The organism is Pseudochrobactrum asaccharolyticum (assembly GCF_003314995.1).
In the GTDB taxonomy this organism is placed as follows: Bacteria; Pseudomonadota; Alphaproteobacteria; order Rhizobiales; family Rhizobiaceae; genus Pseudochrobactrum; species Pseudochrobactrum asaccharolyticum.
The window spans coordinates 297,363-312,506 of sequence record NZ_QNRH01000003.1 but is presented as its reverse complement, the minus strand read 5'-3'; the positions used below and the strand labels follow the sequence as shown (position 1 = coordinate 312,506).

The following is a 15,144-nucleotide window of genomic DNA, read 5'->3' as shown; positions in this document are numbered from 1 at the left end:
GTCTCACTTCACTTAGCCTGCGCTGCACGGCTTAAATTCGTCTCATATTGTGTTTTGCCGGAGTAATATTGCTTCGGCCAAGCCACATTGGTCAGGCCGATTTTGGCAGCCTCATGCAATACCCAGGCCGCATCTGCAAGATGCGGGCGGGCGACCGCGCATAAATCCGCACGCCCTGCCGAAATGATCGAATTGGCATGATCTGCTTCCGAAATCGCACCAACGGCAATAGTCGGAATATTCACCTCATTGCGGATTTTGTCCGAGAACGGGGTCTGGAACAGGCGTCCATAGACCGGCTTTTCATGTTTCACGACCTGTCCGGACGAGCAGTCGATCAAATCGGCACCGGCATCTTTAAACATCTGAGCAAAAATCGCGGCATCATCCGGTGTGTTGCCACCTTCAGCCCAGTCATGACAGGAGAGACGCACGGAAATCGGCTTGCCTTCCGGCCAGACATTACGGATTGCACGGAACACTTCCAGCGGATAACGGGCGCGATTTTCATGACTGCCGCCATATTCGTCGGTGCGTTGATTGGTCAGCGGTGACAGGAAACTGGAGAGCAGGTAGCCATGCGCGCAGTGCAATTCCAGCCAGTCTGCACCTGTGGTCACAGCCAGTTCCGCAGAGCGGACAAAGTCAGCCAGCACGCGATCCATATCCGCACGATCAATTGCCTTTGGTGTCTGGCTATTGACCAGATAAGGGGCAGCCGATGCCGAAAGTAACGGCCAGCTCTGATCATCACTCACCGGCTGGTCAATGCCTTCCCATGCCGGTTTGGTCGCGCCTTTGCGCCCTGCATGACCGAGCTGGATGCCTACCTTGGCATCAGAGTTCTGATGCACAAAATCCACCAGCCGCTTCCAGCCCGCCGCCTGCTCTTCATTCCACAGACCAAGGCAGTTCGGGGTAATGCGACCATCCGGAGAAACGCAGGTCATTTCCGCGAAAACCAGTCCGGCACCACCAAGGGCACGCGCCCCCAGATGCACCATATGGAAATCATTGATCAAACCGTCCTGCGCCGAATACATCGCCATAGGCGACATGACGATGCGGTTAGGCAGTGTTACATCGCGCAACCGATAAGGCGTAAACATTGGCGGTGTCTGACGGGTGCCGGTATTGGTATTAACCGGCAAACCGGATTTTTCAGCAAACCACTTCTCATAACCTTCAAGCCAGTTTTTATCACGCAGGCGCAGGTTTTCATGGCTGATACGCTGCGAGCGGGTCAGCATGGAATACATAAATTGTTCCGGTTCCAGCGTATCGGCATAACGGTGCCCGACCACCTCAAACCATTCCATAGCATTGCGGGCAGCATTCTGAATACGCGCCACGTCCACACGACGAATTTCTTCGTAAGTTTCCAGTGCTGCCGGAATATTGCTCTTATCATGGCCATGCAACTGGAACTGACGGGTCAGTTCAATGGCATCATCAATCGCCAGTTTGGTACCGGAACCGATCGCAAAATGCGCCGTATGTGCCGCATCGCCCATTAATACCACATGGGAATTGCCGTTATAATGGCTCCATTTCCCGCAGATCAGACGGTTGAAGTTCAGCCATGCGGAACCACGCAGATGCCGTGCATTGGTCATCAGCGGCGCACCTTCCAGCACCTCCGAGAACAAATCCTGACAGAAATCTATCGACTGCTGCTGGGACATGTCGCCCAGACCGTGTTTCTGGTAAGCCTCTTCTGTCGTTTCAATGATGAATGTCGATGTTTTGTCATCGAATTTATAAATATGCGCCTGAAACCAGCCATGATCTGTCTTGCGAAAATCAAAGGTAAAAGCATCAAATAATTTATCCGTACCCAGCCAGATATAACGGTTTGGCCGCACCACCATATCCGGTTCAAAAATATCGGCATAACGGTTGCGGATTTTGGAATTCAGACCATCCGAAGCGATAATCAAATCTGCATCCGGATATTGTGTATCCGCATCGACATCGGTTTCAAAAACCAGTTCAACGCCCAGTTCTTCGCAGCGCTTTTGCAGAATATTCAAAAGCTTTTTGCGGCCGATACCGACAAAACCATGGCCGCTTGTCCGCTGGCGCGTACCTTTAAACAGCACCTCAATATCGTCCCAATGGTTGAAGGCATCCTGAATTTCGGCGGCGCTTGCCTCGTCCCAAACCTTCATAGAATCCATGGTTGCGTCCGAAAACACCACACCCCAGCCGAATGTGTCATAGGGCTTATTGCGTTCCACAACCCTGATCTGATGTTCCGGATGGTTTTTCTTCATCAGGAGAGCGAAGTAAAGTCCGGCCGGACCACCACCAATACAAACGATACGCATCTTTAGTATCTCCCTTTGTCTGACCGAACTGTAACGGCATCAATCATGGTCATTTCCTTCAGGCGCTCTGCCGCAGCATAAAGCGCTGAATTTTACCTGTGACCGTCTTCGGCAAATCCTGAATGAAGCGTACCGAACGCGGATATTTGTAAGGCGCGATAATGCTTTTCACATGTTCTTGCAGGGCTTTAGCCATTTCAGCTGATGGTTCCACACCATCGCGTAGGATGATATGTGCCTCGACAATCTGACCACGCTCTTCATCGGCCACACCGATAACCGCGCATTCACGCACATCCGGATGCACAAGCAGAGCCGCCTCAACTTCAGGCCCGGCAATATTGTAGCCGGAGGAAATAATCATATCGTCGGCACGGGCAGCAAAATGGAAATAGCCGTCCTCATCCTGCATGAAACTGTCACCGGTCAGGTTCCAGCCATCGCGCACATAAATCTTCTGGCGCTCGTCAGCCATATAACGGCAGCCGGTAGGACCACGCACCGCCAAACGCCCGATCTGACCGCGCGGCACTTCCTGCATATTCTCGTCAACGATTTTGGCTTCATAGCCGGTCACCGGTTTACCGGTTTGACCGGGCGCGGAATCTCCTAGGCGATTGCTGATGAAAATATGCAGCATCTCCGTCGCGCCAATTCCGTCGAGCATCGGCTTTCCGGTCTTTTCCATCCATGCGCTGTAAACCGGAGCTGGTAAGGTCTCACCGGCAGAAACAGCAATACGTAATGATGACAAGTCTGCGCCTTCATTCATCGCCTGCAACATCACCCGATAGGCGGTCGGCGCGGTAAAGCTGATTGTGGCTTTATATGTTTCAATCAGCTCCACCATTTTAGGCGGTGTTGCCTGTTCAAGCAGCGCCGCTGCTGCACCAAAACGGAGAGGGAAAATCGCCAAGCCGCCAAGCCCGAACGTAAAGGCTAAAGGTGGTGAACCGACAAAAATATCGTCCGGCTGCACATTCAGCACTTCCTTGGCATAGGTGTCGGCAATCAGCAGCAAATCACGGTGAAAATGCATGGTGGCTTTCGGCTCACCGGTTGTACCGGAGGTAAAACCAAGTAATGCCACATCATCACGACCGGTTTTAACCGCATCAAAGCGCACGGGCTTGTTCAGTGCCAACCGGTCAAGTTCCGCATCATGATTAGCGCTGCCGTCAAAGCTGATAACATGTTTGAGATAGGCGCTTTCAGCGGCACAAATCTCCATGTCTTCCATCAAACGTGTATCGCAAAGGGCAATGGAAATTTCCGCTTTATTGACAATCTGCCCCAGTTCATAAGCCCGCAGCATCGGCATTGAATTGACAACCACAGCACCGGCTTTTGTCGCCGCCAGCCAGCAAGCAACCATTGCGGGATTATTAGCTGAACGGATGAGAACGCGATTGCCCGGCTCCAACCCGTAATCCTCGACCAGCACATGGGCAATACGATTGCTCCAATCTGCAAGCTCCTTATAAGTCCGGCGGCGACCATTACCGATAAGGGCAGTATGATCGCCAAAGCCTTTTCCCACCATGGCATCGCAAAGTTCATATCCGGCATTGAGCCATTCCGGATAGCTGATCGCGCCCGATGAGAGTTCCGGCCAGAGCTCTTCCGGCGGCAAATTCTTGCGCGTAAACTGATCTGTATGTGCAGTTGGTCCAAGCATTTTTTGTTCCCCGGCAAGCTTGTGCTCGCATCGTTATTTTTTTAAAAATGTCAGAAACTTCAAATTGTTATCGTGTCATGCATATCCTGATATTGGCACTGGAGAGGGTGTTCCTCCTGTTTTAAGGCAGATGATCGTGCTCGTTCTGCAAAGCCAGTGCGTGTTCAATTGTATCAATCACAGTGACCAGCTCGGCTGACTGTTGCGGTGACAAAACGCTGAAAATCTCACTGATCCAACGCTCATGCGCAGCGGCCAGAGCAGCAAACTCCTCACGGCCTTTCTTGGTGAGGCAAACCAGCATTGCTCGCTTGTCGTTCTCAACAGGAACGCGCAAAACCAGACCATCCGTGACGAGGCGCTCCACAATTCCGGTGACATTGCCGTTAGACACCCGCAGAGCCGCTGATAGTTCTGTCATTTTCAAGCCGTTTTCAAAGCGGTACAGCGCCGCCATCACATCAAAACGCGGCAGGGTCGTATCAAATTCCGTGCGCAACTTTTCACGGATCACCGCTTCAACATGTTTTGTCGACTTCAGCAGTTTAAGCCATGCGCGCAGGCTCTGTTTAGACGGCACCGTCCCGATATCAGAACTCTGCTCCGCCAACTGCCCTTCTGCTTTTTTCATCCTATGACCCCGTTGCGATCCGCTATCCGGACCACCTCTTGCATCACGTGTCAGGGAACCAATACCAACGGGAATCCTGACACCACAAAAATAACTGATCTTATGGTGTCACTTTCAAAAATAATTTCAAGCATAAAGTTTCATACTTAAACCAATTAATGGAATCCGGCTGTATGTGCTTTCATAACGAAGTGGATAATTTAAATGATAATCAAAGTGTTATCGTAAAAAATAGAAAGACTGGAACGCCATTTCCGATAATTTGCAAGCTCCGGATAAGGCCTGCCCATTTCAGTATTACCAATGACCGGTTGCCAGAATAAAATAACATGATTATTAATGTCATATTATTTGACGATATTACCGTCATTAGCTGGGAATTCTATAAAGCAGCTTTGTACAAAAGCTGCCTTTTTGGCGAAAACGTTATGAATTGGGACCTTCAAGATCTGTTCAGACGGCATGCAACGGATATTGCCCGTTTCTTGCGGCAGAAAGGTCATGACCCTGAAACCATAAAAGATATTACTCAGGATACATTTTTACGCATTCACGGCACTGAAAAACGAAGTGAGATCAAGAATATACGCTCTTACTTATTTCGTATCGCCGATAATCTCGCCAAAGATTATTTTCGTGCGGCGAAAGCTAAAAATCGTTATTTCGGTTCCGCTGAAACCTTTGATGCGGCTGATGAAGCTCCGGATCAGGAACGCGTAACGGATTATCGGCAACGTCTTGCATTGCTTGAAAAAGCTATTGCAACATTGCCTCCACGGCAAAGAGACGTTTTTCTGATGCACAAATTTGATGGCCTAAGCCATACGGAGATCGCGCAAAAATTAGGTATCACGCGCAGCGGTGTAGAGAAACTGATCATGAAGGCGCTTGCGCATTGTCGTGAACATCTTGGCGAGCATCTGGAATGATTATATTTGATTTTTCCGGGATCAAGAGTGAGGTATCCGGCCGCATAAAACGTCTTAATAATAAGCATGTCACACCGGCCATAGATCCGGTTTTACGCACATACAACAAAACAGCCGGCGGTTACGATGGCAAACTCTGAAAACGACAAAGCTTCTACCTCCCGCAGTGAGGCACTGGCATGGTTCGTTACCATCAATTCTGGCCATGCAACCGATGCAGAACGTCGTGAGCATGCTGCATGGCTCGCCAAAAATCATGATAACGAGGCTGAATATCGTGCCCTTGGCATTATTTGGTCGGATCTTGATGTGATCGGCGATCCCCGCCCAAAAATAATAACATCTTGTACGACACCCAAAAAAATCATTTCTCGTCGGTTTTTTTTAGCGGGCAGCGCTACAATAACAGCAAGCGCAGCGGCACTTTTAATCCTGCAGCCGGATTTTCTGACCAGTGATTATGCAACTGCAACAGGTGAAATGCGCAGTATTACACTGGCTGACGGCAGCCAAGTGGATCTTGATGCCGATACGGCTATAATCGTTGATTACAACGCTCAAACCCGCTTGATAAAACTATTACGCGGTCGCGCGTTTTTCGATGTTGCCAAGGATACAAGTCGCCCTTTTACAGTGCAGGCGGCAGGTGGCAGTATTACTGCTCTGGGCACACGCTTTGTTGTGCATGAATGGGCAGATGAAGTGACCGTCTGGGTTGAGGAAAGTGCAGTTTCAGTTATTGCACCCGATCAATCAAAACGCGTTGTTCAAGAGGCTCAACTGACAAGTTTTAACACCGCCGGTTTCGGTGCACTCAATGCAGTTGATGCCAATACAGAGGCCGCCTGGAAAAGAGGCAAGCTCATTTTTGAAGACCGGCCGCTACGGCAAGTTCTGGCAGATGTGAACCGTTATCGTCGCGGCACCATCCGTGCAACCGATAGCAAACTTCTTGATATGCGTGTCAGCGGCATCTTTGATATCAAAAATCCGGATGGCGTATTAGATGTCATCCGCAATACATTGCCGGTACGTACTACGGAATTCACCCGCTTTCTTGTTTTTTTAAGCCCTGCCTGATCGGCAAAAATGCCTTACGGATCAGAAACATTATAACATGATAATTATTTTCAACTTTAATGGTGAGGGAGTAACCGTCAGGACTCGTCTTTGCTTGTAAAGGGCATTGTTATGCCGGTATGCGGCATCAGGTCGGAGTATCATTACAATCATGCAGACGGAACTTTCAGGCAACGTATCCATAGGGATGAAAACAGGAAAATTGTTACTGGCTCTGCTGGCGACAACAGCACTTCAGATCAGCCCATCCTTTATGCAAACCGCTTATGCCCAGCAGACAAACATCAGTTACTCAATCCCTGCCGGATCCTTGGGCGCAGTAATTTCCCGTTTTGGGGATAAATCAAATCTTCAGATCCTTTATCCGGCTGACCTCGTGCGCGGCAAGAGCTCCTCCGGTCTTCAGGGTACGATGGGCAAACATGAAGCCTTATCACGGCTGTTGGCAGGCACCGGCCTGACCTACAACTTCACCAATGCAAATACAGTCACAATCAGCGACCGTATTTCATCGGCAAGCAATAATGCCGGGGGTGCAGATGGCTCCGTTATACTGGAAACAATTACCGTCAGCGGCACCGCAAGCAATGCGGATTTACCTTATAAGACTGCCGGTTCATCTTCTTATATTAGTGCGGATCAAATTCAGATCGTACCGCCCTCATCTACAGGTGATGTATTCCGTAATGCACCGGGTGTAATTTCTTCCGGCAATCGCACCGGACAGGCTTTGGATGTGAATATTCGTGGTCTGCAAGGCATGAACCGCGTTGCCACCCTCGTTGACGGCGCACAACAAAGCTCATCCGCCTATCGCGGTTATAAAGGCATGAGCAGCCGCACCTTTGTCGACCCAGAATTTATCGGTGGCATTGACATCCAAAAAGGACCGCCATCAGGCGCGCAAGGCAGCGGTTCAATGGGTGGTGTAGTCAATATGCGTACCCTAACCGCTGATGATATAGTGATGGATGGCAAGTCTTATGGTATTAAAATCAAAGGTGGTTTTTCCGGAAACAGTGTCAAGCCGCGTGAGTATTTTTCTCCACCTGCAACAGAAGCACCACGTTTTGGCGGCAATGACTGGCTAAACGGCAGCAGCAATATTGGCAGCATTGCTCTGGCAACCAAACAGGATAATTACGAGCTGGTTGGTGCCTTTGCCTACCGCCGTAACGGGAACTATTTCGCCGGTAAACATGGTGAGCGGCAGGTCAAACGTTTTTCATTTGGCGGCAAATACAACTGGGGACCAATGTCGGCCTATAAACCGGGCAGCGAAATTTTCAATACATCGCAGGACACCAAGTCTGTTTTGCTCAAGGGGAAATTTAATTTCGACCATGATCAAACCGTTGAGCTCGGCTATATTCGTTATGACAGTAAATATGGTGAAGAATACGGCGATATGAACAATCCCGTCGCCATAGGTGGCTGGCCACCCTATCAGGCAAATTTAAGCCGTACCAAGTCGGATATGTATACAGCAAAATATACATGGAACCCTGATGACAATGATCTGATCAATTTACAGGCCAATGTCTGGCATACGCGTTTGTCTGATAACTGGGCAGCAATAGAAATTCTGACCGGAGTTCCTGGCGACACTAAAACCGATACAACCGGTGCAGAAGTGTCGAATGCATCGCACATTGAAACCGGTTTTGGCGTTTTTGACTTAAATTACGGTGTTACATATTCCTATGAGAAAACCGTACAAAATCCGGACACCAATATCGGAATGGAAGGCACACGTACGGTTGGTGCTGTTTTCACGAATGCTGATTATAAGCCGGTGGACTGGCTGACCCTTAGTGCAGGTTTGCGCTACCAAGGTTATCAAACGCGTGACAACAGTGAGAACTCGTCGATTGAAGGTCTTGACGGATCACGGCTGACACCAAGACTGGGCGTTACAGTTGAGCCGCTCGACGGATTCCAGATTTTTGCGAATTATGCTCAGGGCTGGCGCCCTCCAAGTATCCGTGAAACACTTTTCAATATGCCAGGTCTGATTGAGCCGAACCCGCTCCTCAGACCGGAACGTTCTGAAAACTACGAAATCGGCGTCAATTATCTCAATGACGATCTGTTACTTGATGATGATAAACTACGCTTTAAACTGGCTTATTTCGATAATAGCTATGATGATTACATTATCCGGACTTTTGGTAACCGGGCCGGTCTGCCTTATCCTTATCGGGTCTATGCGAATATTGACGGAGCAAAATTCAAAGGTTTCGAAATTTCGATGTCTTATGATGCAGGCATGTTTTTCGCCGATGCAAATTTCAACCGCTACACCAATGTGGAATATTGCTTTGCAACACGTGCAGGGGAAAGTGCTCAGTGTAAAGACAGCACCCCGCCTGATGATTATCAGAGCATATATGTACCGCCGGTCTATAGCGGATCAGTGACTTTGGGTGCCCGCTTGTTTGAAGATAGCCTGACCGTTGGCGGCCGCGTTAATTTTGTTGGAGATCGTGCACTCAAACGCAGCGGTGTCGGTATGGTCGAAAGTGAGTGGCGCTCCTATCAGATTTATGATGCTTTTGCGTCCTACAAGCTGAACGATAATTTCTCATTCAATGCGAGTATCGAGAACATGTTTGACCGGTACTATCTGGATGCAATGAGTGAAGCACTTACGCCATCTCCCGGCCGTACTTTCCGCTTGAGTACCACAGCACGTTTCTGACAACTATATCTGATCAGGAAGGACGCCCCTTCCTGATCAGTTTTTGCAAAACTTTGAGAATATTTACAAATCATCGCGGCTGGAACGGGAAATATGGCGGCGTAGTAATGCAGCGGCAAAGTTGATATCGCCGTCCTGTATCGCCCGTAAGATTGCCATATGATCGTGGCAGGCATCATGCAGCCGTTTTTCACTCAGCTTGCCAAAATCCGCATATTCAGTCATACGCCGCAAGCTGTTCTGCCAGCGAACAGATTGCGTGAAGAACCTGTTATTCGCCCATGAAACAATGGCTTCGTGAAAAGTCGCATTGGCATGGAACCATGCATCTTTGGAAAGCTGGCCAACCGGCAGATCAAGAATAGCCTGTTGCTGACGCAGCAATGCCTGAAGCTGATCTTCCTGCGGGGCATAATCGGGTTGCATCAGAGCACCACACTCCACCACAAGACGGAATGTATAGCTCTCTTGCACCGCGCGTTCATTGTCCAGCGACTCTGTGAAACGCCAGCCATGCCCTGGCAGCCGCTCTGCCAGTCCTTCAGCAGAAAAGCGCATCAAGGCGCGGCGCACAGCTCCGCGCGTCGCCTTAAACTGCTCCACCAGCTCTGTTTCGGAAACTTCCGTACCAATAACGCCCATGGCGCGTGCGGTCATAAGATCATTATAAAGATTGGTATTTTCTGATTCCGGTATCAGCTGATCAATCAACTCACCTTCCGCAGGCATTCTTGTGAGATGATACCCCTTGCCTGCCACATGCGCGACAAGACCATATTCGGTCAGCAGATTCAGCACATAGCGTACGGGCGAGCGAGAAACATTCAGCTCCCGCGACAGTGCAGCATCCGAAATACGCTCTTGTAACTGCCATTTACCGGAACCGATCAGCGCGAGAACCTTGCGCGCCACATCCGCCTGCAAGCCGCTCAGCTCCCAGTCGAAACCGGCAGATTCAGCTGTATTTCCCTGTACTTCCCGCTGTGAAACCATGAGCCATTTCTGTTTTTTGTTTATACATAATCCAGGCACCGTACCAGATACAGCTATGCACGAGTGCTGCCCTTACTGCAAGAGGCAACTTGCCCATTCATATGCCGCATAAAAATCAGTCATTTTCAAATTTGTATAATTTCAATCAAAATTCTGTTGACTTCCTTAAATAGACATAGGATGTGTATTACATAAATACAAAATACAATACAGGACACCCCAATGACGATTGAGCCATTTCCTTTTGTAGCCCTGACCGGAGAAGCCTATGAGCGTGGTCGTCAATACGGGGTCTTGCTGAAATCACGTATTACACGCAGTGCTGAGCTCTATACCGGCACACTGACCGGCTTCGGTCTTTCATCTGCACAAAAAAGCAAGCTGATTGATGATTGCGCGGCCAAGATTACCGAATTTGAACCACTCTATCTGGAAGAAATGCGCGGCATCAGCGATGGCTCCGGCGTTGCTTTTGAAGACATTGTGATGATCAATGCCCGTACCGAAGTTGTGGCCATGGCACGTACCATGACCGGCGCGCCGGAAGAGGATGATCTGGATGACGGCTGTACCGGCGCTCTGATCATGCCGGAACGCAGCAAAACCGGAAATCTGGTGCACGGCCAGAACTGGGACTGGCGTGCGGAATGTGCTGAAACCGGTGTTGTTCTGCGCGTTCAGCGCGAAGACGGACCGGATTATGTCACCTTTGTTGAGGCTGGCGGTCTGGCACGCAGCGGCTTCAATGAGGCAGGCATTACGATTACTGCCAATTATCTGGAATGTGACCGCGATTATAAAAAACTCGGTGTACCGCTGGGTCTGCTGCGCCGTAAAGTGCTTGAGCAGGAACATTTTGCTAAAGCAATCAAGACTGTAGCAACCACACCAAAATCCTGCTCTAACAATATTATGATTGCGAGTGCTGCCGGTTTCGGTATTGATTTTGAATGTGCGCCGGATGAGGCATTCCCGCTGTATCCTGAAAACGACCTGATCGTGCATGCCAATCACTGGGTCAGCCCTGTCGCATTGTCCAAACTGGTGGATACCGGTCGTCCTTATGTAGCAGAAAGCTTCTATCGTGACTGGCGCGTGCGTAAAATCCTTGAACAGCAGGGTGAGAAGCTCGATCGTCAGGCGCTGAAAACTGCCCTGTTTGATGATTTTCTCACGCCATTTGCTGTTTGCCGTCCGCCACGCCCGAGCGACACCAGCAATCTCACCGCAACCGTTGCCATGGTTATCATGGAAGCCGCGTTGAATTTCATGGAAATTGCCCCTTTGCCGGCGCTCAACCGTACCTTCACCAGCTATACACTGCGCAATGACACGCCGGTACCTGCGGATGCCGGAAAACCTGCGCAGGCTGTATCGATAAAAGGCTAAGGCCATGCTTCGATTTGCACTGACAAGAATAGTCATGGCTATTCCTACGCTGATCATTGTGGCGGTGGCGGTTTTCGTCATCGTCCGCATGATCCCGGGCGATCCGGCAGCGATGATGCTCGGCGATGCGGCAGATGCCGCAGCGCTGGAAGCCCTGCGTGAAAGACTGGGGCTAAACCAAAGTATTGCCACGCAGTTTTTCATCTGGGCAGGCAATATTCTGCAGGGTGATTTTGGCGTTTCCATCGCCAATAAAGAACCGGTTTTAGGGCTGATCCTTGACCGCTTTTCCACCAGTGCCACGATCGTATTTACTGCCGTAGTGCTGGCAACTCTGGTTGCTGTACCGCTGGGTATGATCGCAGCATGGAAGCAAAACAGCCTCACAGATTTTACTGTTGTCAGCTGCGCGACATTACTGCTCTCTATCCCGACATTCTGGATGGGGCTGTTGCTGATCCTTGGCTTCGGCATGAAGCTCGGCTGGCTGCCAGTTGTCGGCTATGTCAGTTTTTCAGAAAGCCCGAAGGCCGCGCTGATCTATCTGATCCTGCCGGTGATGACGCTGTTTCTCCATGAGATCGGCGTTATCATGCGTATGGCGCGCGCTTCGACACTGGAAGTGCTGAACCTTGAATATATTATGCATGCCCGTGCCAAAGGCCTGTCTGAAGGCACCGTGATGTGGCGCCATGCTTTCCGCAATGCATTCGGCCCGACATGGACATTGCTTGGTCTCATCCTCGGCAATCTTCTGGCCGGTGTTGCGGTTGTTGAAACGGTTTTCACCATTCCAGGTCTTGGCCGTCTGCTGGTTAATGCGATCTTTGCCCGTGACTATCCGGTTATTCAGGGCTGCCTGTTGTTCATCGCCGGTATCTACGTGGTGGTGAATCTGATTGTTGATCTCGTCTATCCGTATTTTGATCCGAAGGTGACGGCACAATGAAACATCTGCCTTTAAACCTTCTCATCGGCGGCACTCTGGTCGGCAGTATCGGCTGTGTTATGCTGGTTGGTTCCTTCTGGACACCCTATGACCCGCTGGCACTCAATTTTGCTGCCAAACTCGCGGCACCCAGCTTTGCCCACCCGTTCGGCACTGATGAATATGGCCGCGATGTCCTCAGCCGCCTGATGCGCGGTGCGGCAGCTTCCGCCCGTATCAGCCTGCTGACCGTATTGCTCGCGACAATATTTGGTGTGTTTCTTGGTGCCTTGACCGGTTTCCTGCGCGGTTGGTTCGACCGCATTCTAATGGCCGTCAATGACGCATTGATGGCCTTCCCCGGCATGTTGCTGGCATTGGGGCTGCTTGCTGTTTTTGGCGCCAATGAAAAAGGTATCATTCTCGCACTGGCGCTGGCCTATATGTCCTCGGTCATCCGTATTGTGCGTGGCACGGTACTGTCCATCCGTGAGCTTGAATATATTCAGGCGTCCCGCTTAATGGGCAATTCTGAGTTCTTCACCATGCTGCGCCATGTTCTGCCCAATTGCCTGGCACCAATCACAGTTATGGCGACCTCCATGCTGGGCTGGGTTTTGCTCGCCGAAAGTTCCCTCAGTTTCCTTGGCCTTGGTGTTGCTCCTCCCGCACCAACCTGGGGCAATATGCTGGCCGGTAGCCGCGCTCATATCGAGCAGGCCATGTGGCTCGGTATTTTCCCCGGCCTTGCTATTTCGCTCACCCTGCTTGGCGTCAATCTGCTTGGCGATGCCCTGCGCGATCTGCTCGATCCACGACTGAGGAAACGCTCATGAACCCGCTACTTGAAATCGACAGCCTGACATTGCGTGTCGGCCAGAGCGGCCCGCAGGTGGTAAAACAGGTCAGTTTCCATGTCGGCTCCGGTGAGATTGTCGGCGTGGTTGGCGAATCCGGCTCCGGTAAGACCATGGTGGCACGCGCCGTCATGAAATTGCTGCCGAAAACCATTCAGCCGATCAATGGAACCATCCGCTTCGACGACGAAGATGTTTTTGCCATGAATGGTACAGCCATTCGCTCTATTCGCGGCAAGCGCATTGCTATGATCTTTCAGGAGCCGATGACCTCGCTCAATCCGTCTTTGACGATTGGCCGGCAGCTGGAAGAAGGGCTGGAACTGCACTATCCGCAGGAAAGCAAAAAAGAGCGGCGGCTTAAGATCATTAACATGCTGGAAAAGGTCGGCATCAAGGACGGTGAAAAAGCACTGAGTGCCCATCCGCACCAGTTCTCCGGTGGCATGCGTCAGCGTATTATGATTGCTTCGGCCATGTTGCTGCAACCGGATTTGCTGATTGCGGACGAGCCAACAACTGCGCTCGACGCCGTTGTCCAGCGCGAAATCATGGAACTGCTGCTCAAACTGACCCGCGAGAACAGCACCTCCGTTTTGCTGATCAGCCATGATCTGCCGATGGTCGCGCGTTATTGCGACCGTATTGTTGTGATGCGCTACGGTGATCTGGTTGAGGAAGGCCTGACCGAGCAGGTTCTGAGCAATCCGCAGCATGATTATACCCGCAAACTGCTTTCAACATTGCCACGCCGCATTCCTGCCCGTGCGCCTGCAAGCGGTGAAGCTCTGATGCAGGCAGATAATATCATTGTCGATTTTATCGGTAATAAAAGCCTGTTTCAAAAAGCACCGGTTAAAACCGCATTGGATGATGTAAGCGTTACAATTTTCCCGAAAGAAGTCGTGGCGATTGTCGGCGGCTCCGGCTCCGGAAAAACGACGCTGGCGCGGGTTATCGCCGGTCTCGTACAGCCTAAATCCGGCACACTCAGCTATAAAGGCCAACAGGTCAGTCGTAAAAATAATCATTTCAATGATTACCGGTTCAATTGCCAGCTTGTGTTTCAGGATCCCTACTCATCCCTCGACCCACGGATGAAAATCGGGCAGCTCGTGGCAGAGCCACTGCGTTTATCAGAGGGTTTAAGTGCAGCAGAAAAAAGCGCTCTGGTGAAAAGCACGCTGGAGGATGTCGGCCTTGGCGGTGATTTTGCAGAACGCTTTCCGCATGAGCTTTCCGGTGGTCAGCGCCAGCGTATTGCCATTGCCCGCGCTCTCGTACGTCGCCCTGCTTTTCTGATTGCCGATGAAGCCGTATCCGCTCTGGATGTGACTGTGCGTGCACAAGTGCTGGATCTACTGGCGGAATTACAGGAGCGCTATGGCTTTGCCTGCCTGTTTATCAGCCATGATCTCGGGGTGGTGGAGCAGATCGCAGACCGCGTGGTGGTGATGAAAGACGGCAAGATTATCGAGCAAGGCACACGGGACGCAATCTTTGACCATCCGCAGACGGATTATACACGTCAGCTGCTTTCGGCGATCCCGATTTTAGAAACGACCGGCACCGGCGGCGTACGCCTGAAATGGCGCAACGAAGCCGCATAATGAACCCATATGGGGAGG

11 protein-coding genes are annotated in these 15,144 nt (G+C 50.8%); 7 read left to right on the top strand and 4 right to left on the bottom strand.

Features of this window, described 5'->3' with window-relative positions:
• Nucleotides 1–8: 8 nt before the first annotated feature.
• The 3 genes from DFR47_RS09805 to DFR47_RS09795 form a co-directional block, all read right to left on the bottom strand.
• The gene (locus DFR47_RS09805) at nt 9–2,330 is read right to left on the bottom strand and encodes a bifunctional salicylyl-CoA 5-hydroxylase/oxidoreductase (RefSeq protein ID WP_113944228.1); all 2,322 of its coding nucleotides are present in this window, start codon (nt 2,328–2,330) and stop codon (nt 9–11) included.
• A 58-nt stretch (nt 2,331–2,388) separates the two neighbouring features.
• The gene (locus DFR47_RS09800; RefSeq protein ID WP_113944227.1) at nt 2,389–4,008 is read right to left on the bottom strand and encodes an AMP-binding protein; all 1,620 of its coding nucleotides are present in this window, start codon (nt 4,006–4,008) and stop codon (nt 2,389–2,391) included.
• A 121-nt stretch (nt 4,009–4,129) separates the two neighbouring features.
• Nucleotides 4,130–4,639 carry a MarR family winged helix-turn-helix transcriptional regulator gene (locus tag DFR47_RS09795; RefSeq protein ID WP_113944226.1) on the bottom strand — a complete coding sequence of 170 codons (510 nt, stop codon included), beginning with the start codon at nt 4,637–4,639 and terminating at the stop codon, nt 4,130–4,132.
• A gap of 329 nt (nt 4,640–4,968) precedes the next feature.
• Here DFR47_RS09795 and DFR47_RS09790 point away from each other — a divergent pair, with 329 nt between their 5' ends.
• The 3 genes from DFR47_RS09790 (at nt 4,969) to DFR47_RS09780 (ending at nt 9,349) form a co-directional block, all read left to right on the top strand.
• Nucleotides 4,969–5,568, top strand: a complete 600-nt coding sequence (locus DFR47_RS09790) for an RNA polymerase sigma factor (RefSeq protein ID WP_113944225.1) — start codon at nt 4,969–4,971, stop codon at nt 5,566–5,568.
• Nucleotides 5,569–5,694: 126 nt separating this feature from the next.
• Nucleotides 5,695–6,648, top strand: coding sequence for a FecR family protein (locus tag DFR47_RS09785; RefSeq protein ID WP_113944224.1), 954 nt, complete (start codon nt 5,695–5,697; stop codon nt 6,646–6,648).
• A 151-nt stretch (nt 6,649–6,799) separates the two neighbouring features.
• Complete coding sequence (locus DFR47_RS09780; RefSeq protein WP_113944223.1) at nt 6,800–9,349, top strand: TonB-dependent receptor; 2,550 nt, start codon at nt 6,800–6,802, stop codon at nt 9,347–9,349.
• Between the two features lie 63 nt (nt 9,350–9,412).
• Here DFR47_RS09780 and DFR47_RS09775 read toward each other — a convergent pair whose 3' ends face one another.
• The gene (locus tag DFR47_RS09775) at nt 9,413–10,342 is read right to left on the bottom strand and encodes a GntR family transcriptional regulator (protein ID WP_113944222.1); all 930 of its coding nucleotides are present in this window, start codon (nt 10,340–10,342) and stop codon (nt 9,413–9,415) included.
• A gap of 222 nt (nt 10,343–10,564) precedes the next feature.
• Here DFR47_RS09775 and DFR47_RS09770 point away from each other — a divergent pair, with 222 nt between their 5' ends.
• From DFR47_RS09770 to DFR47_RS09755, 4 genes are read left to right on the top strand one after another with little or no spacing between them, the layout of a single operon-like run.
• Nucleotides 10,565–11,731, top strand: coding sequence for a C45 family autoproteolytic acyltransferase/hydrolase (locus DFR47_RS09770; RefSeq protein WP_113944221.1), 1,167 nt, complete (start codon nt 10,565–10,567; stop codon nt 11,729–11,731).
• 4 nt (nt 11,732–11,735) lie between these two features.
• Complete coding sequence (locus tag DFR47_RS09765; RefSeq protein WP_113944220.1) at nt 11,736–12,680, top strand: ABC transporter permease; 945 nt, start codon at nt 11,736–11,738, stop codon at nt 12,678–12,680.
• Nucleotides 12,677–13,495, top strand: coding sequence for an ABC transporter permease (locus DFR47_RS09760; RefSeq protein ID WP_113944219.1), 819 nt, complete (start codon nt 12,677–12,679; stop codon nt 13,493–13,495). Before DFR47_RS09765 ends, DFR47_RS09760 begins: the two co-directional genes overlap by 4 nt.
• Nucleotides 13,492–15,126 (top strand): ABC transporter ATP-binding protein, encoded by a 1,635-nt coding sequence (locus DFR47_RS09755; protein ID WP_113944218.1) that lies wholly within the window; start codon nt 13,492–13,494, stop codon nt 15,124–15,126. Before DFR47_RS09760 ends, DFR47_RS09755 begins: the two co-directional genes overlap by 4 nt.
• Nucleotides 15,127–15,144 lie beyond the last annotated feature (18 nt).